Below are 26,353 nucleotides of genomic sequence, written 5' to 3'. Positions count from 1 at the left end.
GGCTTGCCATTCGTTTCAAAATATGGATTCGATAATAGATGAAGTTCAAAAATTATCTATAATTTCACGCAAGCCAAGGAAGACACCGTGACCAACGCAGCCGTTTCGACCTACAAGCCCTCCTTCAGCCCACTTCGGCTGCACAGCCGTTCGGTCGCGTGGCAGATCGGCGCCGTCATCCTCGGCTCGCTGTTCCTGGCGCTGTCCTCCTATATCGAGGTGCCGATGGTGCCGGTGCCGGTGACCATGCAGACCTTCGCCGTGACGCTGGTCGGCGCTCTCTATGGCTGGCGCTTCGGCGCGCTCACCATTGCCGCCTGGCTGGTCGAAGGCGCGGCAGGGTTTCCGGTGCTGGCGGGCGGGGCGGCCGGCATTCAGCATTTCGTCGGTCCGACCGGCGGCTATCTCTTCGCCTTCCCGGTCGTCGGCGCCGTTGTCGGCTGGCTGGCCGAACGCGGCTGGAACGGCAACCGCGTCATGCTCGCCTTCGCCGCCATGCTCATCGGCAACTTGCTTTGCCTGGTTCTCGGCACCGCCTGGCTCGCCGCCATGATCGGCGCCGAGAAGGCCATCACCTTCGGCTTCCTGCCCTTCATCGTCGGCGGCCTGCTCAAGTCGGCGCTGGGCGCGGCGACGCTGAAGCTCTTTTCCACCTATTGGGCAGAACGGCGCGACCGCTCGTCCGGGACGCGATGACCGTCAGGCTGCGCGCCCATCACCTGCTCTGCCTGCTGACCTATGTCGGCAAGGGCTACTCGCCGGCCTTCACCGCCAACTACGACAAGGTGGTGAAGCGGTTGGGCGAGGGCGAGGGGGTGGTGATCGTTTCCGGTCCGGACGACATCTGCGCACCGCTGCTCGGCGAACCGGAGCCGCATTGCCTGCGCCAAAGCGCCGCTGAGCGGGACGGGCTCGCCGCGCGCGACGTGGGGGCTTTCCTCGGCCGGCAGATACAAGCCGGCGACCGCTTCGTGCTGGACGCCTCCAGTCTAGCAGGGATGCGCAAGGCTTTTTCCGCCGGCCTGACGCGCCAGGCGTGCTCGGGCTGCGAATGGTCCGGCCTGTGCGACGGGGTTGCCGCCGGCGGATTCAGCGACACGCGTCTTTAGAGCATGATCCCGAAAAGTGGGCCGCAGTTTTCGGAAAAGATCATGCTCCAGCAAAAGAACTGGATCAGGATAGCGATTCAACGCAACGTCATCCTGATCCAGGCAGACCGATGCCGGCATATGGGCGTCCCGGGCCTCCGCGCGGGATTTTTCGGTGGCGCGGCATCGTTTTTTAAGCCGGATGATTGCATTGTGATTCGCTTGGCGATTGAAGCCCGACCCCAAAAAGGCCATGCTTTGACCGGAAAAGATCGAGTCTGTGGGCGGTCCGCCGAGGGCGGGATCGCGTCTGGCTGAAAGGGATACGATGCGGCAAGGACGTGCGCGCTGGCTGACGAGGCTGGCATTTTTGACCGGTGTGGCGCTTTGGGTGCTGCCGGTCCAGGCCAAGGAAGATGCCCAACCGCTCCAGATCACGTCTTTCTCGGGCGCGTATCTCGCGGCCCATATCGCTGAAAGCGACAACGACCTCGACGACGCGATCGCCTATTACAAGCAGGCGCTGGCCTTTGCGCCGGACGACAAGGATCTGCAGCAGAGCCTGATGCTGGCTCTGGTCGCGCAAGGCCGCTTCGAGGAATCGCTGGTCTATGCCGACAAGCTGAAGGAAGTGCCGGATGTCGAGCGCTTCTCGCGCCTGGCGCTGGCCATCGATTCCTTCCACAAGAAGGACTACGCCAAGGCGCAGTACTGGTTGAAGCTCTCGCTCGAATCCGATCTCGACCGGCTGCTTTCCGGCGTCATGGACGGCTGGGCCAAGGAAGGCGCCGGCAACGCGTCCGAGGCCATGGATTCCGTCGACAAGCTCAAGGGCCCGGACTGGTTCGGCCTGTTCAAATCGTTCCACCGCGCGCTGATCGCCGACGCTGCCGGCCTGAACGACAAGGCCGACGAGATCTACGCCGCCACCATGGCCGATACAACGGCCGGCGGCTCCGCGCCCGAAACCTGGATGCGCAACGCCCAGGCCTATGCCTCGTTCCTGGTCCGTAAGGGCGACAAGACGAAGGCGCTGGCGGTGTTGAACAAGGCCGAGGCCTTCGCGCCGGGCAAGCTTGAAATCACCACGCTGCGCGACCGCATAGCCAAGGGCGACAAGATCGAGCCGCTGGTGGCCGGCCCGGCCGACGGCGCGTCCGAAATCCTGCTCGACCTTGCCACCGCGCTCAACCGCGGCGGCGGCGAACCTTTCGTGCGGCTTTACCTGCAATACGCGCTGGCGCTGAAGCCCGACAGCGATGCGGCCCTGGTGCAGCTTGCCGCCGTTGCCGAGCAGCTCAAGGACGGGGAAGGCGCGGTCGCCCTGTACCGCCGTATTCCGGCGTCGTCGCCGCTCAAAGAGCTCTCCGACCTGCAGATCGGTCTCAACCTTGCCGATCTCGACAAGCATGACGAAGCGATTTCCCACCTCAAGGCCTATCTCGACAAGCATCCGGAGGACATGCGCGCCTATCTGGCGCTTGGCGGCGTCTATGGCGCGAAGGAAGATTTCCGCTCGGCCGCCAATCTCTACGACAAGGCGGTCGAGCAGCTGAAGACGCCGACCGCCGCCAACTGGAACATCTTCTACCAGCGCGGCATCGCTTATGAGCGGCTGAAGGAATGGCCGAAGGCGGAACCGAACTTCCGCAAGGCGCTGGAACTGCAGCCCGACCAGCCGCAGGTCATGAACTATCTCGGCTATTCCTGGGTCGACATGAACATGAACCTCAAGGAAGGCCTGGCGATGATCCAGAAGGCCGTGGATCTGCGGCCGAATGACGGCTACATCGTCGATTCGCTTGGTTGGGCCTATTTCCGCATGGGTCGCTTCGACGACGCCGTGCGCGAGATGGAGCGCGCCGTCTCGTTGAAGCCGGAGGATCCGGTCCTCAACGACCATCTCGGCGACGCCTACTGGCGCGTCGGCCGCAAGCTCGAGGCCACCTATCAGTGGACCCAGGCGCGTGACCTGAAGCCGGACCCGGATGTCCTTGCCACCTTGCAGCAGAAGCTGCTCAAGGGGCTGCCGCCGATCGAATCCAACACCGCGCAGGAAACCCCGAAGGTGAAGCCGGAGCCGACGCCCGCGCCGAAAGGCTAGCCCGCTCGCCAGTGTTCAAGAAAACGGGGCTCGTCGAGCCCCGTTTTCGTTTGGGCTTGGCGTCTGCCGAGTTTAAGGCGTTGGCAGGTGGCATGCTTTGGAGATTGGCGAAACGGCCACTCTGTCGTCATCCACGGGCGGAGCAAGGAGCGAAGCGACGCGCGCAGACCCGAGGATCCATTCCGTGACTTCCGAGCGCTGCTGCGGTGCAGAATCCTGCTCCGCTGCATGGCGAAACCTTTGTCGTTGAACCAACGGAGCAAACAGTGGCCGCTGCTCGACAGCAATGGGCCAGCCCGCCGCAATGCTTTCCACTTGCGGGACGCGAGCCGCCGCCTTGACGCTTGCCGGCCCGGCAACTAGGGAAGCGTCATCCTGCGCTTTCCGAGGCCGCCGTGACCATCGAGATCCCCGCCCATATGCATCCCAGCCGCTCCTTCCAGGGGCTGATCCTGACCTTGCACAATTACTGGGCGGACTATGGTTGCCTCATCCTGCAGCCCTACGACATGGAAGTCGGCGCCGGCACCTTCCATCCGGCCACCACCTTGCGCGCGCTGGGCCCCTTGCGCTGGAACGCCGCTTACGTGCAACCCTCGCGCCGGCCGAAGGACGGCCGCTATGGCGAAAACCCGAACCGCCTGCAGCATTATTACCAGTACCAGGTGATCCTGAAACCCAATCCGCCGAACCTGCAGGAACTCTATCTCGGCTCGCTCGAGGCGATCGGCGTCGATCCGCTGCTGCATGACATCCGCTTCGTCGAGGACGACTGGGAAAGCCCGACGCTGGGCGCCTGGGGGCTCGGCTGGGAATGCTGGTGCGACGGCATGGAAGTCTCGCAGTTCACCTATTTCCAGCAGGTCTGCGGCATCGAATGCGCGCCGGTGGCGGGCGAGCTGACTTACGGCCTGGAGCGGCTCGCCATGTATGTCCAGGGCGTCGACAATGTCTACGACCTGAACTTCAACGGCCGCGAAGGCGTCGAGAAGGTCACTTACGGCGACGTCTTCCTTCAGGCCGAGCAGGAATATTCGCGCCACAATTTCGAATTCGCCAACACCGCAATGCTGCTGAGACACTTCGAGGACGCCGAGGCCGAGTGCAAGGCGCTGCTCGATGCCGGCACGCCCAAGCCGAGCGACAATCTGGCGATGCACCGCATGGTCTTTCCGGCCTACGACCAGTGCATCAAGGCGAGCCACGTCTTCAACCTGCTCGACGCGCGCGGCGTGATCTCGGTCACCGAGCGGCAAAGCTACATCCTGCGCGTGCGCAATCTGGCCAAGGCGTGCGGTGAAGCGTTCCTGAAGACGCGGGCGGGCGGGCTGGCGGCGGCTTAAGCCGACACGGCTTTCACGGTCTCGGCGGCGGCGGCGCTCGGCAACGCGATCTGTGCCGTTGCGCCGTCGATCGTACGCATGGCCTGCCTGACCCCCGGCATCGTGATCGTGCCATGCGCCTGGGCGGCGAAGCAGGCGCTGAGCGCCAGGATCTGCAGGGTTCTCGATGCCGTCTTCATCGTCGTTCAGCCAATAGGTCTCTGCCTGAGCGTTTGTCGCTTCAGCGCAGCGTTCGGTTCATGGGAAGTTCTGCTCCAAGGACGGGTGGGCCGGCGCCAACCCGACAGCGGGTGGCAAAATTCCGCGAAATCGATTGAAGAGGCGGTCTGCTTGCGGGGTGACAGCGGCCGGCCGAGTTGCTATTTCCCGCGCATCCGTGAACCCGGCGCTACGCGCCGACCCTCCCCATCGAGGGGAGGGTGGGGAGCTTAACTATGCCCGACCTGCTCTTGGAACTTCGCTCCGAGGAAATCCCCGCCCGCATGCAGCGCAAGGCGGCCGGCGACCTCAGGAAGATGTTGACCGACGGTCTGGTCGAGGCGGGCCTGACCTATGAGGCGGCGCGCGAATACTGGACGCCGCGGCGCCTGGCGCTCGACATAAGGGGCCTGACCGCGCGTTCGAAGGACATCCGCGAGGAGGTCAAGGGGCCGTCGACCTCGGCGCCCGAGCAGGCGGTGCAGGGCTTCCTGCGCAAGGCCGGCCTGTCATCGATCGCCGAGGCGCATGTCCATTCCGACCCGAAGAAGGGCGACTTCTACGTCGCCCACATCGCGAAGCCGGGCAGGGCGGCCGAAGAAATCATCGCCGAGCTGGTGCCGGGCATCATCCGGAACTTCCCCTGGCCGAAATCGATGCGCTGGGGACCGGCCTCGGCAAAACCCGGCTCGTTGCGCTGGGTGCGGCCGCTGCAGTCGATCGTCTGCACCTTCGGCCCGGAGACCGAGGAGCCGGTCGTCGTCGATTTCGAGATCGACGGCATCCGCTCCGGCAATGTCACCTACGGCCATCGCTTCCATGCGCCGGGCCCGATCACCGTGCGCCGCTTCGACGACTATGTGGCGAAGCTCGAGACGGCCAAGGTGGTGCTCGATGCCGACCGGCGCAAGGAGATCATCCTGGCCGACGCCCGCAACATCGCCTTCGCCAATGGGCTCGATCTGGTCGAGGACGAGGGCCTGCTGGAAGAAGTCTCCGGCCTGGTCGAATGGCCGGTCGTGCTGATGGGCGAGTTCGAGCAGGATTTCCTCGCCATTCCGGGCGAAGTCATCCGCCTCACCATCCGGGCCAACCAGAAGTGTTTTGTCACCCGGCCGCAGGGCGCGGCCGACGATCTGTCCAACCGCTTCATTCTTGTCGCCAACATCGAGGCGAAGGATGGCGGCAAGGAGATCGCCTACGGCAACGGCAAGGTGGTGCGCGCGCGTCTGTCCGACGCGCTCTATTTCTGGAAGACCGATCAGGGTGACCTGCCCGACCTCGACCAACTCGGGGAATCGGCGGCGAAGTTCGACCTGGATTTGAAGAAGCCGCTCGACCAGCGCATGGCGCGCCTCGACCACCTCAACGTGACCTTCCACGCCAAGCTCGGCACGCAAGGTCGGCGGGTCGCGCGCATCAAGCGGCTGGCTGAGCAGCTTGCCTCGGTCGTCGGCGCCGACAGCGCGCTCGTCGCCCGCGCGTCGGTGCTCGCCAAGGCCGATCTGCAGACCGAAGTGGTCGGCGAGTTCCCGGAACTGCAAGGCGCCATGGGCCGCAAATACGCGCTGCTGCAGGGCGAGCATGCATCCGTGGCCGCGGCCGCCGAGGAACACTACAAACCGCAAGGCCCATCCGACCGCGTGCCGACCGATCCGGTCTCGGTTGCGGTGGCGCTCGCCGACAAGCTCGACACGCTGACCGGCTTCTGGGCGATCGATGAAAAGCCCACGGGCTCGAAGGATCCGTTCGCGCTCCGCCGGGCTGCGCTTGGCGTGGTCAGGATCCTCATCGAGAACCGAATTCGCCTGGCGCTGGCGTCTGTTTTCGCCAAGGCCTTTGCAAACTTCAAAGGCGGCGCGGATCAGTCGTCCGACCTCCTCGCCTTCTTCCATGACCGCCTGAAAGTCTACCTCCGAGACCAGGGCGCCAGGCACGACCTCATCGATGCCGTCATCACGCCTGCGTCCGACGATCTGCTCCAGATCGTCCGACGCGTCGAGGCGCTGGGTTCCTTGCTCGACACCGACGAAGGCAAGAACCTGCTCGCCGGCACCAAGCGCGCGGCCAACATTCTCGCCGCCGAGGAGAAGAAGAAAACGCTGGTCGCCGAGACTGTTGAGCCGGCATTGTTCCGCGAGGAAGCGGAAAAGAAGCTTTTTGCCGCGGTGAATCAGGCTGAGAAGGAAGCCGGCCAAGCGATTCAAAACGAAGATTTTTCCGCCGCCATGCTGGCGCTTAGCGTGTTGCGCGAACCGGTTGATTCATTCTTTGAGGGCGTTCTCGTGAATGATGAGGACCAGGCCGTGCGCGCCAACCGCCTGGCGCTGCTCGCCCGCATCCGCGCCGCCACCGACCAAGTCGCGGATTTTTCAAAGATCGTCGGCTGACGGCGCAAAAATCGCGCCTTTCAACTTGTCCGCATTCGCTAGGATACGGACATTCCTCGACAATTCGGCGCCCGAAATTTAATGCGCCGGAGCCGGCTTACAGTCACACGGCGATGATCTCCGCATGGGACAAGGATGCATGTCGTCCGGAGGCGCTGAGCGGTTCTGGGGCCCCGACATGCATCAACCAAAGACTTAAGGCGCGTTCCCCGAAATCGTTTCGCAGGGCGCGCTGCAAGACGTTCCCCAAACACGGAGGCATGCCATGAATTCCGTTGACGATATCGACCTGATTGAAGAGACCCCGGCCGCCGCCGAGGCCATCGAATCCGCTTCTGAAAACCTCCTCGACCACGCCGCTGCCGCGGCGGTCGAATCTGCCGATCCGTCCGAGGACGATGAGGAAGATGACGAAGACGGCGAGGAGGCCACTGCCTCGGCCGACGACGAGTCGGAAGACGAGGATGAAGACGACGACGAAGACGATGACGATGACGCCGACGAAGAAGCCAAAGCCTCGGGCGACGATGAGTCCGACGACGAGGATGAAGATGGCGAGGATGATGAAGACGACGCCGACGAGTCCGACGATGACGACAAGGAAGAAGCGGCCTGAGCCGTCTCCTGTCGTGTGAAGCATGAGGGGCGGCGCGTTACGCGTCGCCCTTTTTCGTCAGGCTCGTCAATCTTCCAGGAAGATTGACCCGTCAATCTTCAGAAGCTGACCTGGTCAATCTTCCACGATGCTGACCCGGACGCTGTCCGGATAGACATCGACCTCGATCAGCGGCTCGCCATTGACGATCGCGTGCCGGGTCGAGCTGCTCATGGCGCCACCGCGTTCCAGCATGCGCTGCAGGTCGGCGCGCGAGCCGTCGCTGCGGAACCAGGGATCGCCCTGGTCGTCGCCGTCGCGCCGGTGGAACTTATGCCAGTTGGCGCGGTCCTGCCGCACCATCTGCGCCGGGCTGCCGAGCGGGTAGCCGTCGCTGGCGCGATGGTCGCGGTCGGAAATCCGCGCGACGTAAGAGCCGAGCATATCATCGGCCCTCGCCGTGCCCGCGCCCAGCACGGTTGCCGCCATCAGGCCGGCGACGGCGATTGCTTTCGAAACAGTCATGAAATCCCTCTTTTTGAAACGCCAGAGCCAACGTGCCCGATGCGGATGACGAGGATCGGGCAGGCGAGAGCAATCCAGGAAAGGTGTGAACCGGTCAGGTTCGGCGGCTTCGCCGTAGCCTTCCGTCCGGAATTGCGTCCCGACAAACAGCGCCTAGCACGTCGAGACGGTATCCAGTGTGATCTACATCGCCTTGCCGGCGCGCGGCAGTGACGGGGCGTTTTGCGGCTGCGCGCCGCCTGACGCATTGGCCGTCGCGGCCGGCTGGCTGCCGGTTTTGCCGTTCGAAGCTGACGCGGCGCCGTTTGCGGGCGTTGCCGGCGAAGTGCCGTTTGCCGGCGCGGTGGCGGCGGGTGTGGTTGCCGGTGTCGCGGGCTTGGCCGACGCGGGCGCCGCGGGCGCTGCGAAAGCGCTGCCGACAATACCGCCCCGGATGATCATCGGGGCCTGCTGGTGCCCGGATTTCTCGGGGATTGCCGCGACCTTTTCGTCAGTGACCGCGGGCACAGGATCGCCAAGCGCGATCATCGACGGCGTCGAGGCCGCGGACAGCTTGGTCGGCTCGATCGCATTCAGCCTGACGACGGAAGGCGTCGAGGTCGAGGGTCCGACCACGACGATCGACGAGGCATGTGCCGCGCCGTTCATCGCCAAAAGGCTGATACCGAACGCTCCGAGCAGACGCATCACAAGAACTCCCAAGCCCGCAACCGCATCGAACCCGCACCTTAGAGCCGGCACATTGAAGCCGGCTTGCTTGGAAACTTAACATTTTAGGGATTGATAAATCGCCAATGCCCGCACTTGCCCGATGCAAGCGGCCGTATTACGGGACCGGCATGTTCAGGACTGGTGGCGAACTTGGCTGAGATACTGGCGATCGGCGAGGCTCTGGAGCGGGCTTTGGCGTTGCTCGAAGGCGGCGACGTCGTCGCCATTCCGACCGAGACGGTTTACGGCCTGGCCGGCGACGCCACCAATGGCGTTGCCGTGGCGCGCATTTTCGAGGCCAAGGGCCGGCCGCGCTTCAACCCGCTGATCGCCCATGTCGCGGATCGCGCCATGGCGGACCGTATCGCCGGCTTCGATCCGCTGTCGGCAAGATTGGCCGAAGCCTTCTGGCCCGGCCCGCTGACGCTGGTGCTGCCGCACAGGGCGGACAGCGGCATCCATCCGCTGGTCACCGCGGGGCTGGACACGATCGCGCTGCGCATGCCGCGCGGGTTCGGCGGCGGGCTGATCGCGCGGCTCGGCCGGCCGCTTGCGGCCCCCAGCGCCAATTCCTCTGGAAAGATCAGCGGCACGACGGCAGGCGCGGTCGCCGCCGATCTCGGTGACAGGATCGGGCTGGTCGTCGATGGTGGCGCGACGCCTGTCGGACTGGAATCGACCATCGTCAAGGTCGAGGACGGCAGGCTGCGGCTGCTGCGGCCCGGCGGCATCGGCGCCGAGGAGATCGAGGCGGTGGCCGGCGCGAAACTATCGCGCGGCGCGAGCGGCATCGAGGCGCCGGGCATGCTTGCCTCGCATTACGCGCCGGGCGCCGCGATGCGGCTCAATGTCGGAAAAATTGCCGAAGGCGAGGCTTTGCTTGCGTTCGGCCGCAATCGCGCCGAGGGCTGGGAACGGGCCGCTGCGTTGCGCAACCTCTCCGAAGCGGGCGACCTGCGCGAGGCAGCCAGCAATCTGTTCGCCTTCATGCAGGCACTCGATCGTGTCGGCGCCGCGACCATCGCCGTCGAGCCGATCCCGTTGGAGGGCTTGGGCGAGGCGATCAACGACCGGCTTGCCCGCGCCGCCGCGCCGCGTGACAAGCTCGCCTGAGCGCCCTAGGGTTTGTTTCATGAACGACCAGCCCTTCGATCTCGATCCCGCCGTCATCGACCGATTCGCGGCCATCGTCGGCGACAAATATGCCTTGCGCGACCAGGCGGACATCGCGCCTTACATCACCGAGCGGCGTGGCCTTTGGCATGGCCGGACATCGCTGGTGCTGCGCCCCGGCAGCGTCGAGGAAGTGAGCCGCATCATGCGGCTTGCGACCGAGACCGGAACGCCAATCGTGCCGCAGAGCGGCAACACCGGGCTGGTCGGCGCCCAGGTGCCGGACAAATCCGGCCGCGACATCGTGCTGTCGCTGTCCAGGCTGAACCGCATCCGCGAGATCGATGTCTTGTCGAATACGGTGACCGCCGAGGCCGGCGTCATCCTGCAGACGCTGCAGGAAGCGGCTGACGCCGCCGACCGGCTGTTTCCGCTGTCGCTCGCCGCGCAAGGCTCCTGCCAGATCGGCGGCAATCTTTCCTCCAATGCCGGCGGCACCGGCGTGCTGGCCTATGGCAATGCGCGCGAGCTCTGCCTCGGCGTCGAGGTCGTGCTGCCGACCGGCGAGGTGTTCGACGACCTGCGCAAGCTGAAGAAGGACAACACGGGCTACGATCTGAAGAACTTGTTCGTCGGCGCCGAAGGCACGCTCGGCATCATCACCGCCGCGGTGCTGAAGCTTTTTCCGAAGCCGAAAGGCAGGGAGGTCGCCTTTGCCGGCCTGCCGTCGTCCCCGCACGACGCGCTTTCGCTGTTCACGCTGGCGATGGATCGCGCCGGCGCCTCGCTCACCGCTTTCGAGCTGATCGCCAGAAGGCCCTACGACTTCACGCTCAAGCACGGGCAGGGCATCACCCGGCCGCTGGCCGATGACTGGCCCTGGTATGTCTTGATGCAGATTTCGTCCGGCCGCTCCGAAGAGGACGGCAGGGCGCTGATCGAGGAGATCCTGGCCGAGGCTCTCGAGCAAGGCATCGTCGGCGACGCGGTGGTGTCGGCAAGCCTTGCCCAGGGCGACGCCTTCTGGAATTTCCGCGAGACGCTCCCCGAATGCCAGAAGCCTGAGGGCGCCTCGATCAAGCACGACATCTCGGTGCCCATCGCCTCGATCCCGCCATTCATCGAAAAAGCAGCCGGCGTGGTTGAGGGGGTTTGCCCCGGCGCGCGCGTCGTCTGCTTCGGCCACATGGGCGACGGCAATCTTCACTACAACATCTCGCGTCCGGTGGATTGGCAGGACGAGGCGTTCCTCGAGCTCTACCATCCCATGAACAACGCCGTGCACGATGTCGTGCGGTCCTTCCACGGCTCGATCTCGGCCGAGCACGGCATCGGCCAGTTGAAGCGCGACGAGCTGATCGCCACGGCGCCGCCGATGGCGATCGACCTGATGCGGCGAGTGAAGGCCGCCTTCGATCCAGCCGGCATCATGAATCCCGGTAAGGTTATCTGATCCTTCCCCTATCAGGTGGCCGGTCGCATTCCGATAACCATCCCTGAGATCAGCAAAATTTAACCGACTTTCTTAAGCGCGCCGGTAAGAAGCCAGCGCTAATGTTTCTTCCCATAACGAGGCCGGAAAAACCGGCCCTGAGAGAACCGGAAAAACGGCCCTCAGGAATAACAGGGAAGACACCGATGAACACTGGGCTGAAGCCAGTCTGGGCCGGGCGCAACATGCGTCTCGACCCGTTTCGCCTGCCGCAAATGGTGAGCTATGCCACGCGCGACGACTATGGCGATGTCACCTTCACTATCGACCAGCGCGGCGCGGTCATCCGCCGTGTGCTGGAGATGAGCGGCGTGCCGGCGATCATCGCGTTGCCCCCCAATGCGTTCCGCGGCGTCGCCGCGCGCGCCATGGAGGATCCGGACGGCAATGTCACCGTGACGCTGGAACTGCTGCACAATGATCCGATGCTGTCGGTGCCGCTTCTGGTCGCCGACGACCTCGACGACGTCGCCGCCGACTGGCGCGCCTGGGCCGATGCCTATCGCCTGCCGATGCTTCTGATCGAGGCCGACGGCATTGCCCGCACGCTGGAGGAATCGCTCGGCGCCGCCATCAAGGCGCTGCCGCCGCAGGAGCGCCGCAAGGGCCGCGTCTCCAACATCCGCCGCCCGCGCTTCCTCGCCCGCCGCAAGGCCGGCAATCTTGGCCTGAGACTGGTCATCGACGGCCAGGAGATTATTGCCAGGGAGTAGGTTTCTTCTCCCCGTCACCATACGGGGAGAAATGCCCGGCAGGGCGATGAGGGGCAGCGCCGACCTGGGCGTTCAGCCGCCTCAAAATTTGATCCAACACACGCTATATCGCCGCTGTGCCTTTCGCCTTACCTCCAAGGTTGGCGCTGCCCCTCATCCGGCTGCCGCCACCTTCTCCCCGTGGAACGGGGAGAAGGAAGACTACACCAGCGGCTTCAGCCATATCCACACCGAACCGCCGATCAGGCCGAGGAAGATCAGCCAGCCGACCTGGTTGTTCGACTTGAACAGCTTCAAGCATTGGTCCGGATTGTCGATGTCGAGCCGGATGATCTGGCGCGCCATATGCGCGCCGGCGGCGATCAGCCCGGCCAGCGCCACCACCGGCACCTGCGCCGAGGCGAACGCGATGGCGAAGCAGACCAGCGCGCCGCCATAGAGCCCGACCAGCCAGGTCTTGGTGTTGTCGCCGAACAGCCGCGCCGTCGAGCGTACGCCGACGATGGCGTCGTCTTCCTTGTCCTGATGCGCATAGATCGTGTCGTAGCCGATCACCCACAGGATCGAGCCGATATAGAGCATGATGGCCGGATCATCGATGTCGCCGAACTCGACCGCCCAGCCCATCAGCGCGCCCCAGGAGAAGGCGAGCCCAAGCACGAATTGTGGCCAGTTGGTGATGCGCTTCATGAAGGGATAGACGGCCACGATCGCCAGCGAGGCGATGCCGAGCGGAATGGCGAAGCTGTTGAACTGCAAGAGCACGGCGAGCCCGATGAGTGCCTGGATGATGACGAAAGCCCAGGCCTGGCGGCGCGTGACCTTGCCGGCCGGCAACGGCCGCGAGCGGGTCCGCTCGACCTGGTTGTCGATATCCACGTCGGCGAGGTCGTTGTAGGTGCAGCCGGCGCCGCGCATGGCGACGGCGCCGATGAAAAACAGCAGCAGATACCAGGGCGCCGGCAGCAGCGTCAGCAGCGGGTCGGTCGGGCGCGGATAGGCGCCCGCCGCAAGTGCCGCCGACCACCAGCACGGCCACAACAAGAGCTGCCAGCCGATCGGCCGGTCCCAGCGCGCGAGCTGCGCGTAGGGCCAGAGCCAGCGCGGCAGCACGCGGTAGACCCAATGGCCGCTCGGCGCGTCGGCGACACGGCCCTGTGCTGCTTTCGACTGGACGGTTTCCATCACGCTGGAGTGGCAGCAGCAAGCAGCGTCGTCAAGCGGCCGCGTTGTCGCTCAAGTGTTGAAAACTTGGGCGTTGAAGCCCTAGGCGGTGAAAACATCGTGACTGGCAAACCATGCCTTGGCGGCGTCGATGAAGGCCACGGCCGCCTTCGACAGGCGCTGGCGCGTGTCATGGGTCAGGATGATGCGCTGCATGGGCAGCGGGTCGGAAAGCGGCTTGCAGACCAGCGGCAGCCCGTCATAGCTAACGTCGCCATGCGGCCTCGTATAGCTGACCGCGACGCCGAAACCGTTGGCCACCATGGAGCGCTGCAATTCGAACGAGCTCGTCGCCGCCCGGGCTATCGGCGACAGGCCGCGGCTAAGGAAAAGGTCCAGCATGTGCTGCCAGCTGTGCGGCTGATCGGTGGTGATCAGCGGATGCTGCGCCAGTTCCGCCAGGCTGACGGCGTGCTTGTCCGCAAGCTCATGGCCCGCCGGCAAAAGCGCGTGCGGCCGCAATTCATGCAGGAGAATGCGCTTGAAATGCCCGGGCAGACCGAGATCGTAGGTGAGGCCGAGATCGACGGCGCTGTCGGCCAGGCGCCGCCCCAGCGTGTCGAAGGTTTCATCGCCGATGACGACCGTGACGGCCGGGCAGCGCTCGGCGAAGGCGCGCATCAGCGCCGGCGCGAAATAGGGCGCCAGATCCTCGAAGCAGCCGAGCACCAGCTCGCCGCCGACATCGGCATCGCGCGAACCGAGCGCCGCCAGCTCGTCCGCCTCGCCCAGCACCTGCCTTGCCTTGGCCACGGCCCTGCGGCCGAAGGATGTCAGCGCAACGCCGCTTCCGCGCTGGCGCACGAACAGCTTCTGGCCAAGCGCGTCCTCGACATTGTCGATCGCCACGGAAATCGACGGCTGCGAAACATTGAGCGCCGAGGCGGCCGCGGTCACGCTGCCATAGCGGGCGACGGCAACCACATAGCGCAACTGGGTGAGGGTCGGTCTCATAGGTAAAAACTATAAACTAGATGACAAGTTATTATTTTACGCGATGTCCGGCGCTTGCGATAGTCGGGTCACCGAACCACGAGCATTCCAGGAAAAGTGTAGCGGTTTTCCGTCCGGAATTGCGTCAAACAAAGAGAGCGCCATGGCCAGCCCACAGATCGATGCTTCGACGATTGCCGACTATCAGCGCGACGGCGCTGTCTGCATCCGCGGTGCCTTCAAGGACTGGGTCGATGTCATCGCCGACGGCATCGAGCGCAACATTGAGAACCGCAGCGCCACGGCTTCCGACATTGCCGGCGGCAAGGGCAGCTTCTTCGACGACTACTGCAATTGGGAGCGCATCCCGGAATTCGTCAGGATCGTCAGGGAATCGCCGGCCGCCGAGCTCGCGGCCGCGGTCATGCAGTCGCGCACCGCCCAGTTCTTCCACGATCACGTCCTGGTCAAGGAGCCCGGCACGCAGAAGCCGACGCCGTGGCACCAGGACATTCCCTATTACTTCGTCGACGGCAGCCAGACGGTGAGCTTCTGGATCCCGATCGATCCGGTGAAGGAAGCGACGCTGAGGCTGATCGCCGGCTCGCACAAATGGGAAAAGATGGTGCTGCCGGTGCGATGGCTGAACGACGACAACTTCTATGCCGGCGAGGGCGACTACCGGCCGGTGCCCGACCCCGACAACGACCCGTCGATGAAGGTTCTGGAATGGGAGATGGAACCTGGCGACGCCATCCTGTTCGACTTCCGCACGGCGCACGGCGCGCGCGGCAACCTGACCTCCGCACGCCGCCGGGCGCTGTCGCTGCGCTGGGTCGGCGACGACGCGCGTTATGTCGAGCGTCCCGGCCGCACCTCGCCGCCCTATCCCGGCCACGACATGAAGCCCGGCCAGAAATTGCGCGAGGACTGGTTCCCGGTCGTTTTCCAGAGCTAGAATCGTCTTCCGGGCTTGAGTCGTTTTTCCGGCCCGGCCGGCGACGGGACTTGCCTCATTCCCCTCGATGCGGGCGATGTTCCCGTGCGCAATTGCCGCCAAAATGCCAAGATGCCTTGACCCATCGCCCGCGGACCAATAGCGGGTTCTCTCGACGAGGACGATCGGCAGCAAGAGGTGGCCATGAATGTTCTTCTTCTCGGCTCGGGTGGCCGCGAACATGCGCTCGCCTGGAAGATGGCCGCCTCGCCGCTGCTGACGAAGCTCTACGCCTCGCCAGGCAATCCGGGCATCGGCCGTGTCGCCGAGCTGGCCAAGCTCGACGTCGCCGACCACTCCGCCGTCGCCTCCTTCTGCCAGGAGAAGAAGATCGACCTGGTCGTGGTCGGTCCGGAAGGTCCGCTGGTGGCCGGCATCGCCGACGACCTGCGCGCCTGGGGCATCCGCGTCTTCGGTCCCTCCAAGGCGGCTGCGCGGCTCGAGGGTTCGAAGGGCTTCACCAAGGATCTTTGCGCGAAGTTCAACATCCCGACCGCCGCCTATGGCCGCTTCAGTGATCTCGCCTCGGCAAAGGCCTATGTCGAGGAGACCGGCGCGCCGATCGTCGTCAAGGCCGACGGCCTTGCCGCCGGCAAGGGCGTCACCATCGCCATGACTTTGGACGAGGCGAACGCCGCGCTGGAAGCCTGTTTCGACGGCGCTTTCGGCGCCGCCGGCGCCGAGGTGGTGGTCGAGGAGTATCTGACCGGAGAGGAGGCGAGCTTCTTCTGCCTTTGCGACGGCGCTACCGCGCTGCCCTTCGGCACCGCGCAGGACCACAAGCGCGTCGGCGACGGCGATACCGGGCCGAACACCGGCGGCATGGGCGCCTATTCGCCGGCGCCGGTGATGACGCCGGAAATGACCGAGCGCACCATGCGCGAGATCATCGAGCCGACCATGCGCGGCATGGCCAATGTCGGCGCGCCCTTCGCCGGCATCCTCTTCGCCGGCCTGATGATCACCGACAGCGGGCCGAAGCTGATCGAGTACAACACCCGCTTCGGCGATCCCGAATGCCAGGTGCTGATGATGCGGCTGAAGGACGACCTGCTCGTCCTGCTCAACGCCGCCGTCGACGGCCAGCTCGCGCATATGTCGGTGCGCTGGAGCGACGAGACGGCATTGACCGTGGTGATGGCGGCAAGGGGCTATCCGGGCACGCCGGAAAAGGGCTCCGTCATCCGCGGTCTCGACAAGGTGGAAGGCGTCCAGGTCTTCCATGCCGGCACTGCCATCAATGGCGGCGCGCTGGTCGCCAATGGCGGGCGCGTGCTCAACGTCACCGCTTTGGGCGCCACCGTCGGCGAGGCGCAGGCAAAGGCCTACGCGGCGATCGATCGCATCGACTGGCCGCAGGGCTTTTACCGCCACGACATCGGCTGGCGCGCCGTCGAGCGCGAGAAGACTGGTGGTGTCTAGCGGCGAAAGGCTGACGCTGATTACCCACACTAATCACAGGCATACGAGCAAGGACGCCACAGATGATTACTGATGAGGAACTCGATCGACTACGATCTCTGGGCACCGCAGGCGACCGTTGCTGGGCGTTCAACGCCTTGCCTCAAGTGAAGCAGGAGAAATGGCGGATCTATCGGCGTATAAAGTTCCTGAGCGATCATCTCGAGATAAATCCTGAGAATGCCAAGATTGAAACCTACGGCTATTTCTACAATCGGGGGGATCGTGATGCGGCCAAGCTCAACTGGCATCCGAAGGAAGGCAAGGGCGACATATACGCCCGCCCAGACAAGTCGATGAAGCTGGTCGACGACAAGACCGTCATCGACTTTTGACTGGCCTGAGCCGGCCACCTTTTGACTGGCCTGAGCCGGCCACCAACGCGGGAACTTCGCAGCTTAGGCGGCCTTGCTTCTGCCTCTCCGTGTCCAGGCCGGCAGCCAGTCGCCGTGAGCGGCAAGCAACTCGTCGACCAGTGACCAGATCTGGTCGAGGTCGAGCTCAGCCGCAGTATGCGGGTCCATCATCGCCGCATGGTAGATGTGCTCGCGGTTCTCGCTCATCAGCGCCCGCACCGTCAGTTCCTGCACGTTGATGTTGGTGCGGATCAGCGCCGTGAGTTGCGGCGGCAGATCGCCAATGTAAGTGGGCTGGATCCCGGAAGCATCGACCAGGCAGGGCACTTCCGCCGCGCAATCGAAAGGCAGCGAGGTGATGCAGCCATTGTTGCGCACATTGCCGTAGATTACCGACGGCTCGCCGGTCCAGACCGAATTCATGATCGAGGAGGCATATTCCCTGGACTGCTCGACTTCGATCCGGTCGGCCGAGCGGTAGGCTTCCGCCTGGCCTTTCCAGCGCTCGATCTGCTCGATGCAGCGTTTTGGATATTCGTCGAGCGGAATGCCGTATTTCTCGATCAGGTCGGGGCGGCCGTCCTTGATGAAATAGGGCGTGTACTCCGCGAAATGCTCGGAGCTTTCGGTGACGAAATAGCCGAGCCGGGTCAGCATCTCGTAGCGCACCTTGTTCGGGCAGCGCGGGTTCCAGCCGGGCTTCGGCGCGCGGCCCTCGCGATAGGCACGCACGAGGTCGGGATAGAGGTCGCGGTAGCTGCCGTCGGGCTGGCGATGCTCGAACTTGAGATAAAACGCCATGTGGTTGATGCCGGCCGAGCGATAGCGGATCTCCTCATAGGGAAGGTCGAGGTCGTGGGCCAGTTCCATCGCTGTGCCCTGCACCGAGTGGCAAAGCCCGACCTGCTTGATCTGGGGATATTTCTCGGCGATCGCCCAGGTGTTGATCGCCATCGGGTTGACATATTGCAGCATGATCGCCGCCGGGCAGACGGCGAGCATGTCCTCGCAGATTGTCCATAGATGCGGCACGGTCCTCAGGCCCCGCATGATGCCGCCGACGCCGAGCGTATCGGCGATCGTCTGGCGCAGGCCGTATTTCTTCGGCACCTCGAAGTCGGTCACGGTGCAGGGCTCGTAGCCGCCGATCTGGAAGGCGACGACGACGAAGTCGGCGCCGGAGAGCGCCTTGCGCTGGTCCGAATAGGTCTCTGCCTTCGCCTTGACGCCGAGCGTCGCGATCAGCTTGTTGACGACGACGGCGCTCTCTTCCAGCCGCTGCGGATTGATGTCCATCAATGCGATGGTGGCGCCCGACAGCGCCGGCCGCTGCAGCACGTCGCCGACGATGTTCTTCATGAACACCGTCGAGCCCGCGCCGATGAACGCGATCCTGGGATTTCTTGCCACTTTAAAGCCTCCGGCACTTCTCTAAGCCACGTCGAAAGCGGCCCTGACGAGCCGTTCCGTGTAGGCGGTCTTGGGATTGGAAAGGACCTCGTCGACGGGTCCCTGCTCGACGATCTTGCCATGCTGCATGACGATGACGCGGTGGCACAGCGCCCGCACCACCTTGAGGTCGTGCGAGATGAAGAGGTAGCTCAGGCCGCGCTCGTCCTGCAGCTTGCGCAACAGGTCGATGATCTGCGCTTGCACCGAAAGGTCGAGCGCCGATGTCGGCTCGTCGAGCAGGATGAATTCGGGCTCCAGCGCGATGGCGCGCGCGATCGCGATGCGCTGCCGCTGGCCGCCGGAGAATTCATGCGGGAAGCGCGACAGGATATTGCCGGGCATGCCGGCGCTGGCCAGCGCCTGGCGTACCCGCTCGACCCGCTCGCGCCGCGTCGCGCCCAACCGGTTGACGACCAGCCCTTCCTCGATGATCTGGCCGATCGTCATGCGCGGGTTGAGCGAGGAGAAAGGATCCTGGAACACGATCTGCATGCGCGAGCGCAGCGGCCGCATCCCGGCGCGCGTCAGCTTCTCGATCGGCTGGCCGTCGAAGCGGATCTCGCCGCGTTTGGCGTCCTGCAGCCTGAGCAGCGCCTGGCCGAACGTGGTCTTGCCGGAGCCGGATTCGCCGACCAGTCCCAGCGTCTCGTGACGGCAAAGCTTCAGGTCGAGGTCGTCGACCGCGACCAGCTCACGCCAGTCCGGCTTGAGGAAAGAGCCGTGGCGCAGCATGAAGCAGACGCGCACGCCGTTCGCCTCGAGGATCGTGCCGCTGCCCTCCGGCAGCGGCTTTGGCCGCCCGCGCGGCTCGGAGGCGAGCAGCCGCTGCGTATAGGGATGCTGGGGATTGGCGAAGAGCCGCTCGGTGACGTTGTGCTCGCGCATCTCGCCATGCTGCATGACATAGACGTAGTCGGAGAACTTGCGCACCACGGTGAGGTCGTGGGTGATCAGGATCACCGCCATCTTCAGCTCTTTCTGAAGATTGCGAATGAGGTTGAGGATCTGCGCCTGCACGGTGACGTCGAGCGCCGTGGTCGGCTCGTCGGCGATCAGCACGTCGGGGTCGTTGGCCAAGGCCATGGCGATCATGACGCGCTGGCGCTGGCCGCCGGAGAGCTGGTGGGGATATTGCTTCAGCCGCGCCTCCGGCTCGGGGATCTGGACATGCCGCAGGAGTTCGAGCGCGCGCGCCCACGCTTGCCTGCGGCTCATCTTGCGGTGCGCCCGGATCGCTTCGACGATCTGGCCGCCGACCGTGTAGATCGGGTTGAGCGAGCTCATCGGCTCCTGGAAGATCATCGAGATGCGGTTGCCGCGCAGCTTGCGCCGCGAGCTCTCCGGGAACTTCAGGATGTTCTGCCCGAGATAGTCGACGCTCGACCGCGGCGACACCGTCGCGCGGCGCGACAGCAGCCCCATGACTGTGCGTGCCGTCACCGACTTGCCGGAGCCGGACTCGCCGACGATCGCGATCGTCTCGCCGCGATAAAGCTGGAACGAGACGTCCTTCACCGCCTCGACGGTGCCGTGCTCGACCTTGAAGGCGACCTCGATGTTGCGGGCGTCGATCACAGGCTGATCATGGCGACCGCCATGATCATGCCGGACGGCCGGTGCGAAATTGTCTGCGAGCGCGATCGTCGTCATCCGGCCACCTCAATAGGGATCGACGGCATCGCGCAGACCGTCGCCCAGCGCGTTGAAGGCAAAGACGGTGATCAGCACGAAGCCGACCGGCGACAGGATCCACGGATAGGTGCCGATGACCGAATAGGTCGCGGTGTCCTGCAGCATCAGGCCCCATGAGATCAGCGGTGGCTTCACCGCGAAGCCGAGGAAGCCGAGGAAGGATTCGAGCAGCACCACCGTCGGGATCGCCAGCGTCACGGCGACGATCACATGGCTCATCACATTGGGGAAGATGTGCTGCATGATGATGCGCCGGTCGGTGGCGCCGACCGCCATGGCGGCGCGCACATAGTCGATGCGCGCCAGCGCCAGCGTCTTGCCGCGCACCTCGCGCGACATCTGCGCCCAGCCCAGCGCCGACATGACGATGATGACGAAGGCGAGGAAGACATTCGTCGGTGCCGTGACCGGGATCAGCGTCGTCAGGGCCAGATAGAGCGGCAGCTGCGGGAAGGCGAGCACAAGCTCGACGAAGCGCTGCATCCAGACGTCGAACCGGCCGCCGAAATAGCCGGAGATCATGCCGACGCTGGTGCCGATGACCGTGATGATGAAGACCACCGTCAGCGCGATCATCAGCGATACGCGCGAGCCGTGGATGGCGCGCGACAGCACGTCGCGGCCGAACTTGTCGGTGCCGAGGAAATGCACCGGCTGGCCGTCCATCGAGGAAAAGAAGTGCCGGTTCATCGGGATGAGCCCGAAGAGCTTGTAGGGCGCGCCCTCAACGAAGAAACCGAGCAGCCGCGGATGGTCGTAGTCGGGGCCGACGATCGGCTGGAAGGTGACCGGATCGAGATCGGCCGAATCGGCCAGCGCATAGACCCGCGGCCGCGCGACGAAATTGCCGTCCTTGTCATGGAAAACAAGGGCCTGCGGCGGAGCGAAGGCGACGTCGGTCGCCTTGGGGTCCATTGGCGCCAGGAATTCGGCGAACACCGCCATGACCAGCAGCAGGACGACCAGCCAAAGCCCGGCCATGCCGGTCCAGGAGCGCTTCAGCCGGCGCCAGACGAGCGCGATGTAGCTCTCATTGCCATGCGCGGCTTCGGCTTTGGTTACGCCTTCGGCCGGCAAGGGCGTAAGGGATGGGTGCGGAGGTGAGGGATCGCGGGCCAGCATCTAGCGCTCCCCGAACTGGCGGATGCGCGGGTCGAGCAGGACGAGCAGCATGTCGGCGATGATATTGCCGACGATCAGCGTCGCCGACAGCACCATCATGAAGGTGGCCGTGACATAGACGTCGCCGACCGCCATGGAACCGACGATCGCCGGACCGACGGTGGGCAGCGCGAAGATGATAGCCGTCTCGATCTCGCCGGTCAGCATATAGGGCAGTACCACGCCCTGATACATCACCAGCGGATGCAGCGCGTTGGGCACGGCATGGCGCATGACGACGGCGCCGCCGGTCAGGCCCTTGGCCTTGGCCGTCTCGACATATTGCGCGTTGAGCGTGTCGAGCAGGTTGCCGCGCATGACCCGCATGTTGTAGGCGAGGCCGCCGAAGGTCGCGATCGCCACCACCGGCCAGACATGCTTGACCAGGTCGACGAACTTCGCCCACGACCACGGCGCGCCGCCATATTGCGGCGAAAAGAACGAGCCGATCTCGGAGACGTTGAATTGGAAGACCAGCAGATAGACGATGATCAGCGCCATCAGGAAGCGCGGCACCGTCATGCCGAGGAATGAGATCGCCGAAAGCGTCGAGTCGATCCAGCTATACTGCCGCGTCGCCGCCCATATGCCGAAGCTGATGCCGAGCACCGAGGCGAGCAGGTGGCAGACCAGCGCCAAGAGCAGTGTGCGCGGCAGCCGCTCGCCCACCACGTCGGCCACCGGCTTGTTGTAATAGAGGCTGTAGCCGAAATCGCCGCGCGTGACGATGCCGCCGATCCAGTTGAGATACTGGACGGGCAGCGGCTTATCGAGGCCATGTTCTTTCCGATAGGCCTGGGCCTGTGCGTCCGCTTCGGCGTAGGAAGCACCGCCCTGATTGATGAGCTGCGATTTGATGTAATCGGCATAGTCGCCGGGCGGCGCCTGGATGATGGCGAAGGTGACGAGGCTCAGGATTGCGAGGACCGGAAGCGCCGACGCTATGCGCATGAGCAGGAATCGCAGCATGGACGGTCCGCTTCCTTGTTTGGCCGGTCGCTGCCTGGGGCGCGTTCGGAGGTTTCGTTTGTCCGGCCGCGCCGCGACGCGGCCGGACGTCTCTCGTCTGGGAGGTAAACCTTACATCGGACCCTTGTCACCCGGTTTGCCGGGAAGCTCCTGCGGGAACAATTCATACTTGGCCTGTTTGTCGGCCGCGACGAAGACGCGTTCGCGGATGATCGAATCCTCGGCCCAGTTGAACATGAAGATCGGCGTGCCCTGCGGGATGTTTGAGAAGCGCTTGTTGACGATCAGCGCTCCAGGATATTCCGTCAGGCCGACATTGTAGACGTGCTCGGTCGAGATCTTCTGGAAATCCCGCATCAGGCTGGCGCGCTGGTCGTTGTCCTGCGTCGAGACGAACTTGTTGACGATGTCGACGAGGTCCTTCTCGAACGGCATCAGGTCGACCTCGCCGCTTTCCGGCGCGCGATGGTTCCAGCTGGTCTTCGGCCCGACCGGCGCGAGCTGCTCGGTGTTCTGCACCACGGAGGTGAGTTCCTGGTCGTTGCGTCGGATCAGCCAGTCGAAGCGGCCCGAGTATTGCGAGGCATCGCGCTGCGTGCCGTTGAGCCCGTTGAGCACGACGCGCAGGCCGAGCTTCTCCATCTGCGCGACCACGCCTTCGGCAAGGCTCTTGTCGGTGGTGTAGTCGTTGTTGACCAGCATCACGATCTCGGCATTCTTGCCGCCGGCGGTGCCGGCCGGGAAGTTCACGAAGCCGTCGCCGTCGGTGTCCTTGAGGCCGGCCTTGGCCAGCAAGGCTTTTGCGCCCTCGAGGTCGAACGGATAGTAGACGGTCGACTTGCGGTCATAGAAGCTGGTGCCCGACGAGAAGCCGCCCGGATAGATGGCGGTGAACGGACCCTTGACCAGCGAGTTGCCCAGCGCCTTGCGGTCGAGCGCCATGGTCACCGCCTTGCGGAAATCCTCGTTGCGGTTCAATTCACGCACCGCCTGACTGCGCTCGTCGGGATTGCCCCAGCCATTGGCGGAAAAATTCATGCGCAGATTGTAGCCGATGAGGCGCGGACCGAAGGCCAGCCTGGCCGGCGCGCTCGGGTCGGCCGCGCGCTTCAGCGAGGCGACGAAGTTTTCCGGCTGCTCGAGATTGGAGAAGTCGCCCGAGCCGGCAACAGCCTGCACGTCGCGGTCGGCCCAGGTCGAGAGCTTGTATTGCAGCTCGTTGAGGTAGGGCAGCTGGTTGCCCTTCTCGTCGACCTTCCAATAATAGGGGTTGCGGCGCATGACGATGATGTCGTCAGGCCGGTACTCCACCGGCGCCCAGGCGCCCATCACCGGCATGTTCATATATTCGGGCGGGAAGGCGTTCTTGAACTGGTCGTAGGTGTTCTTCGAATATTTCGGATGCTGCGGCTTGAGGATATGCGAAGGGCCGGGACAGAAGGTGCCATAGGCCATCGCGTAGAGGTACTGCCGCGGGAAGGCGTCTTTGAACGTCCACTCGACGGTGTAGTCATCGATCTTCTTCAGCGTCGTGCCGACCCCGAAGGTTTCCGGCGTGGCGCCGTTCAGCGGCGAGACGTTCGGATCGACGACCTCGTCGTCCCAGTAGAACATGATGTCGTCGGCGTTGAAGGGCGCGCCGTCGGACCATTTGGCGCCTTCAATCAGATGCATGGTCAGCTTGTGGCCGTCGCTCGACCAGTCCCAGCTCTTGGCGAGGTTGGGCAGCGGCTCGGTGTCCTTGGCTTCGACCTGGAACAGCGGCGCCGTGCGCGTCAGGCATTCGGACAGGCCGATATCGATGCCGCCCCAACCTTGCGTCTGGCCTGCGCCGTAGTTCCAGCCTTCCGGCCGGCCGCCGATGACATGGCGCATCGTGTCGCCATAGACGCCGATGCCGTCCGGCATGTTGCCCGTCTTGAAGACCAGCGGCTCCTTGGGCAACCGGTCCTTGACCGGCGGCAGCTTGCCGGTCTTGACGTATCTCTCCGTCACCCAGTCCGGCTCGTGATATTCGGGCAGCGCCTTGAACTCCAGGATGGAGTCGCGCGCCACATAGTGGATCTTGCCCTCGGCCGGGAACGTCGCCGGCTCGGGCGGGATCGTCGGCTCGGATGCGAAGGCGTATGCCGGAACGGCAACGCTCATCGCCAGTCCGGCGGCAAAGCCAATTCTGCGTAAGGTCCTCATCGTCTCCTCCCAGTTGTTTTGACGCCTGCTGCTGCCCGCCTCTTGTTTTCTGGACGGCTGATCCGCTGGACGCGCCTCCTGCGCGTCCGCCTGCTTGCCGGGAATTTCAGCCGGCCTGTTTGAGCGCCGCCTTTTCGGCGCGCAATTCCTCGATTGAACGCACGCTCCGCCGCGCCGCGCCCGCCCATTCGCGGGTCTTGACCCTGGATTTCGAAAGCCGCTCCTTTGCCGCCGGAACGGCATGCGCATATTGCGGCAGCCACTGCGCCTGGGCGACGACCATCTCGTCCACCATCTGCCAGACCTCTTCCGGCGTCGACACGGCTCCAACCAGCGGATCGTGCAGCACGGCGAGTTTCAAAAGGTCGATGTCGCCGGCGATCGCGGCACGCACCGACATGCGCTGGACATTGATCGAAGCCATGCAGGTGGCGGCGCAGGCTTCCGGCAAGGTGATGCCGGCGGCCATGTTGATGCCGAAACGGTCGACGAAGCCGGGCGACTCGATGATGGCGTCCTGCGGCAGGTTGGTGATCACGCCGTCGTTTTTGACGTTGAAATGGCCGCGATAGACGCGATTGGTTTCAAGCGCTTCCAGAATGTGGCTGGCGTGTTCGTTAGAGCGCTTGGCAGGATCGATCGGCTTCGACGCCGCTTCGAGGAATTGCGGATATTCCGTCTCGAACCAGTTGCGGGTTTCCGTCGAGTAGCGCAGATAGCCGCCTGTCTCGCCATGGATCCAGTCGGACATGTCGATCCAGCGCGTGATCTCCTCGGGGCGCTTGCGGTACCAGGGCAGATATTCCGACAGATGGCCGTTGCTTTCGGTCGAGTAGACGCCGAAGCGCTTCAGCACATCGATGCGCAGCTTTTCCTGCTTCGAATAGACCGGATGCGCCTCGAAGGCGGCGACCAGCTCGTCCTTGCCGATCGGCCGGCCGTTCAGCCTGAGCTCGATGAACCAGGTCTGGTGGTTGATGCCGGAACAGACATAGTCGAGCTCCTTGGGCGATTTTGCGCCGAGCACCTCGGCGATCTGCTCGGCGCCGTGCTGGACGCCGTGGCAGAGCCCGACCGTATCGACCTTGCCGTACTCGATCGCCGCCCATGTGTTCATCGCCATGGGGTTGGCATAGTTGAGGAACTTGGCGTTGGTATCGGCGACCTCGCGAATATCCCGGCAGAAGTCGAGGATCACCGGAATGTTGCGCTGGCCGTAGAGAATGCCGCCGGCGCAGATCGTGTCGCCGACGCATTGGTCGATGCCATATTTGAGCGGGATGCGAATGTCGTCGGCATAGGCTTCGAGTCCACCGACGCGCACGCAGCTGATGATGTAGCGCGCGCCCTCCAGCGCCTCGCGGCGGTTCGTGGTCGCCGTCACCCTGGTCGGCAATCTGTTCGCCTCGACAATCCGGTCGAGGATCGCCTTGATCATCGCCAGATTGTGCTCGCTGACATCGGTCAGCGCGAATTCGATGTCCTTGAATTCCGGCACGCACAGGATGTCGGTGAACAGCTTCTTCGTGAATCCGACGCTGCCGGCGCCGATAATAGCGATTCTGAAACTCATCACCTTCACCTCGATCCAATCGAATGCTAGGCAAGGAGCAGCAAGGGAGAATATGGCCGCACGCAACAGCGCG

The 26,353-nt window shown here is 64.3% G+C and carries 24 protein-coding genes; 13 read left to right on the top strand and 11 right to left on the bottom strand.

Features of this window, described 5'->3' with window-relative positions:
* Positions 1-87 precede the first annotated feature (87 nt).
* From FJW10_RS05465 to FJW10_RS05445, 5 genes are all read left to right on the top strand, one after another.
* Positions 88-696 carry a biotin transporter BioY gene (locus tag FJW10_RS05465; protein ID WP_140898973.1) on the top strand — a complete coding sequence of 203 codons (609 nt, stop codon included), beginning with the start codon at positions 88-90 and terminating at the stop codon, positions 694-696.
* Complete coding sequence (locus tag FJW10_RS05460; RefSeq protein WP_140898971.1) at positions 693-1,109, top strand: DUF1284 domain-containing protein; 417 nt, start codon at positions 693-695, stop codon at positions 1,107-1,109. Before FJW10_RS05465 ends, FJW10_RS05460 begins: the two co-directional genes overlap by 4 nt.
* 42 nt (positions 1,110-1,151) lie before the next feature.
* Entirely contained in the window at positions 1,152-1,406 is a 255-nt protein-coding gene (locus FJW10_RS05455) for a hypothetical protein (protein ID WP_140898970.1), read from the top strand.
* A 10-nt stretch (positions 1,407-1,416) separates the two neighbouring features.
* Positions 1,417-3,192, top strand: a complete 1,776-nt coding sequence (locus tag FJW10_RS05450) for a tetratricopeptide repeat protein (protein ID WP_140835304.1) — start codon at positions 1,417-1,419, stop codon at positions 3,190-3,192.
* A 419-nt stretch (positions 3,193-3,611) separates the two neighbouring features.
* Positions 3,612-4,535: a glycine--tRNA ligase subunit alpha gene (locus FJW10_RS05445; RefSeq protein WP_181177438.1), complete on the top strand. Its 924-nt coding sequence runs from the start codon at positions 3,612-3,614 to the stop codon at positions 4,533-4,535.
* On the opposite strand, the gene FJW10_RS05440 is transcribed toward FJW10_RS05445, so the two are convergent.
* Positions 4,532-4,714 carry a hypothetical protein gene (locus FJW10_RS05440; RefSeq protein WP_140645047.1) on the bottom strand — a complete coding sequence of 61 codons (183 nt, stop codon included), beginning with the start codon at positions 4,712-4,714 and terminating at the stop codon, positions 4,532-4,534. The genes FJW10_RS05445 and FJW10_RS05440 overlap by 4 nt on opposite strands.
* A 255-nt stretch (positions 4,715-4,969) precedes the next feature.
* Between FJW10_RS05440 and glyS the strand changes: the two genes are divergently transcribed.
* Positions 4,970-7,123 (top strand): glycine--tRNA ligase subunit beta, encoded by a 2,154-nt coding sequence (gene glyS, locus FJW10_RS05435; protein ID WP_140898966.1) that lies wholly within the window; start codon positions 4,970-4,972, stop codon positions 7,121-7,123.
* 265 nt (positions 7,124-7,388) lie between these two features.
* A complete protein-coding gene (locus tag FJW10_RS30345; protein ID WP_140835307.1) occupies positions 7,389-7,739 on the top strand; it encodes an ATPase in 351 nt (116 codons plus the stop codon).
* A 114-nt stretch (positions 7,740-7,853) separates the two neighbouring features.
* Here the strand turns inward: FJW10_RS30345 and FJW10_RS05425 are convergent, their stop codons facing one another.
* Together FJW10_RS05425 and FJW10_RS05420 are read right to left on the bottom strand one after the other, a co-directional pair.
* Complete coding sequence (locus FJW10_RS05425) at positions 7,854-8,243, bottom strand: hypothetical protein (protein ID WP_140898964.1); 390 nt, start codon at positions 8,241-8,243, stop codon at positions 7,854-7,856.
* Positions 8,244-8,426: 183 nt separating this feature from the next.
* Positions 8,427-8,930 (bottom strand): hypothetical protein, encoded by a 504-nt coding sequence (locus FJW10_RS05420; protein ID WP_140898962.1) that lies wholly within the window; start codon positions 8,928-8,930, stop codon positions 8,427-8,429.
* A 174-nt stretch (positions 8,931-9,104) separates the two neighbouring features.
* Between FJW10_RS05420 and FJW10_RS05415 the strand changes: the two genes are divergently transcribed.
* The 3 genes from FJW10_RS05415 (at position 9,105) to FJW10_RS05405 (ending at position 12,272) form a co-directional block, all read left to right on the top strand.
* The gene (locus FJW10_RS05415; protein ID WP_181177421.1) at positions 9,105-10,067 is read left to right on the top strand and encodes an L-threonylcarbamoyladenylate synthase; all 963 of its coding nucleotides are present in this window, start codon (positions 9,105-9,107) and stop codon (positions 10,065-10,067) included.
* Positions 10,068-10,086: 19 nt separating this feature from the next.
* Positions 10,087-11,520, top strand: coding sequence for an FAD-binding oxidoreductase (locus FJW10_RS05410; RefSeq protein WP_140898958.1), 1,434 nt, complete (start codon positions 10,087-10,089; stop codon positions 11,518-11,520).
* A 185-nt stretch (positions 11,521-11,705) separates the two neighbouring features.
* On the top strand, positions 11,706-12,272 hold the full coding sequence (locus FJW10_RS05405) for a DUF6101 family protein (RefSeq protein WP_140898956.1): 567 nt from the start codon (positions 11,706-11,708) through the stop codon (positions 12,270-12,272).
* A 201-nt stretch (positions 12,273-12,473) separates the two neighbouring features.
* On the opposite strand, the gene ubiA is transcribed toward FJW10_RS05405, so the two are convergent.
* On the bottom strand, positions 12,474-13,457 hold the full coding sequence (ubiA, locus tag FJW10_RS05400; RefSeq protein ID WP_140835425.1) for a 4-hydroxybenzoate octaprenyltransferase: 984 nt from the start codon (positions 13,455-13,457) through the stop codon (positions 12,474-12,476).
* Between the two features lie 81 nt (positions 13,458-13,538).
* Positions 13,539-14,450 (bottom strand): LysR family transcriptional regulator, encoded by a 912-nt coding sequence (locus tag FJW10_RS05395; RefSeq protein ID WP_140898954.1) that lies wholly within the window; start codon positions 14,448-14,450, stop codon positions 13,539-13,541.
* A 142-nt stretch (positions 14,451-14,592) separates the two neighbouring features.
* On the opposite strand from FJW10_RS05395, the gene FJW10_RS05390 reads away from it, so the two are divergent.
* The 3 genes from FJW10_RS05390 to FJW10_RS05380 all read left to right on the top strand — a co-directional run bounded on the left by FJW10_RS05390 (position 14,593) and on the right by FJW10_RS05380 (position 17,222).
* Positions 14,593-15,387, top strand: coding sequence for a phytanoyl-CoA dioxygenase family protein (locus tag FJW10_RS05390; RefSeq protein ID WP_140898952.1), 795 nt, complete (start codon positions 14,593-14,595; stop codon positions 15,385-15,387).
* Positions 15,388-15,570: 183 nt separating this feature from the next.
* A complete protein-coding gene (purD, locus tag FJW10_RS05385) occupies positions 15,571-16,848 on the top strand; it encodes a phosphoribosylamine--glycine ligase (RefSeq protein ID WP_140898951.1) in 1,278 nt (425 codons plus the stop codon).
* Between the two features lie 62 nt (positions 16,849-16,910).
* Entirely contained in the window at positions 16,911-17,222 is a 312-nt protein-coding gene (locus tag FJW10_RS05380; RefSeq protein WP_140898949.1) for a hypothetical protein, read from the top strand.
* A 63-nt stretch (positions 17,223-17,285) separates the two neighbouring features.
* On the opposite strand, the gene FJW10_RS05375 is transcribed toward FJW10_RS05380, so the two are convergent.
* From FJW10_RS05375 to FJW10_RS05350, 6 genes are all read right to left on the bottom strand, one after another.
* Positions 17,286-18,653: an alpha-glucosidase/alpha-galactosidase gene (locus FJW10_RS05375; RefSeq protein ID WP_140898948.1), complete on the bottom strand. Its 1,368-nt coding sequence runs from the start codon at positions 18,651-18,653 to the stop codon at positions 17,286-17,288.
* Positions 18,654-18,674: 21 nt separating this feature from the next.
* Positions 18,675-20,345: an ABC transporter ATP-binding protein gene (locus tag FJW10_RS05370; protein ID WP_140898946.1), complete on the bottom strand. Its 1,671-nt coding sequence runs from the start codon at positions 20,343-20,345 to the stop codon at positions 18,675-18,677.
* Between the two features lie 9 nt (positions 20,346-20,354).
* A complete protein-coding gene (locus FJW10_RS05365) occupies positions 20,355-21,509 on the bottom strand; it encodes an ABC transporter permease (protein ID WP_140835318.1) in 1,155 nt (384 codons plus the stop codon).
* Positions 21,510-22,517: an ABC transporter permease gene (locus tag FJW10_RS05360; protein WP_140898944.1), complete on the bottom strand. Its 1,008-nt coding sequence runs from the start codon at positions 22,515-22,517 to the stop codon at positions 21,510-21,512. It lies immediately after the preceding gene.
* Positions 22,518-22,628: 111 nt separating this feature from the next.
* Positions 22,629-24,707 carry an ABC transporter substrate-binding protein gene (locus FJW10_RS05355; RefSeq protein WP_140898942.1) on the bottom strand — a complete coding sequence of 693 codons (2,079 nt, stop codon included), beginning with the start codon at positions 24,705-24,707 and terminating at the stop codon, positions 22,629-22,631.
* 106 nt (positions 24,708-24,813) lie between these two features.
* Entirely contained in the window at positions 24,814-26,280 is a 1,467-nt protein-coding gene (locus FJW10_RS05350) for an alpha-glucosidase/alpha-galactosidase (protein WP_140898940.1), read from the bottom strand.
* Positions 26,281-26,353 lie beyond the last annotated feature (73 nt).

The sequence above is a fragment of the Mesorhizobium sp. B4-1-1 genome, from assembly GCF_006439375.1.
Classification (GTDB): Bacteria; Pseudomonadota; Alphaproteobacteria; order Rhizobiales; family Rhizobiaceae; genus Mesorhizobium.
Note: the sequence above shows the minus strand (reverse complement) of the source record. Positions and strands in the feature narration are given on the sequence as shown.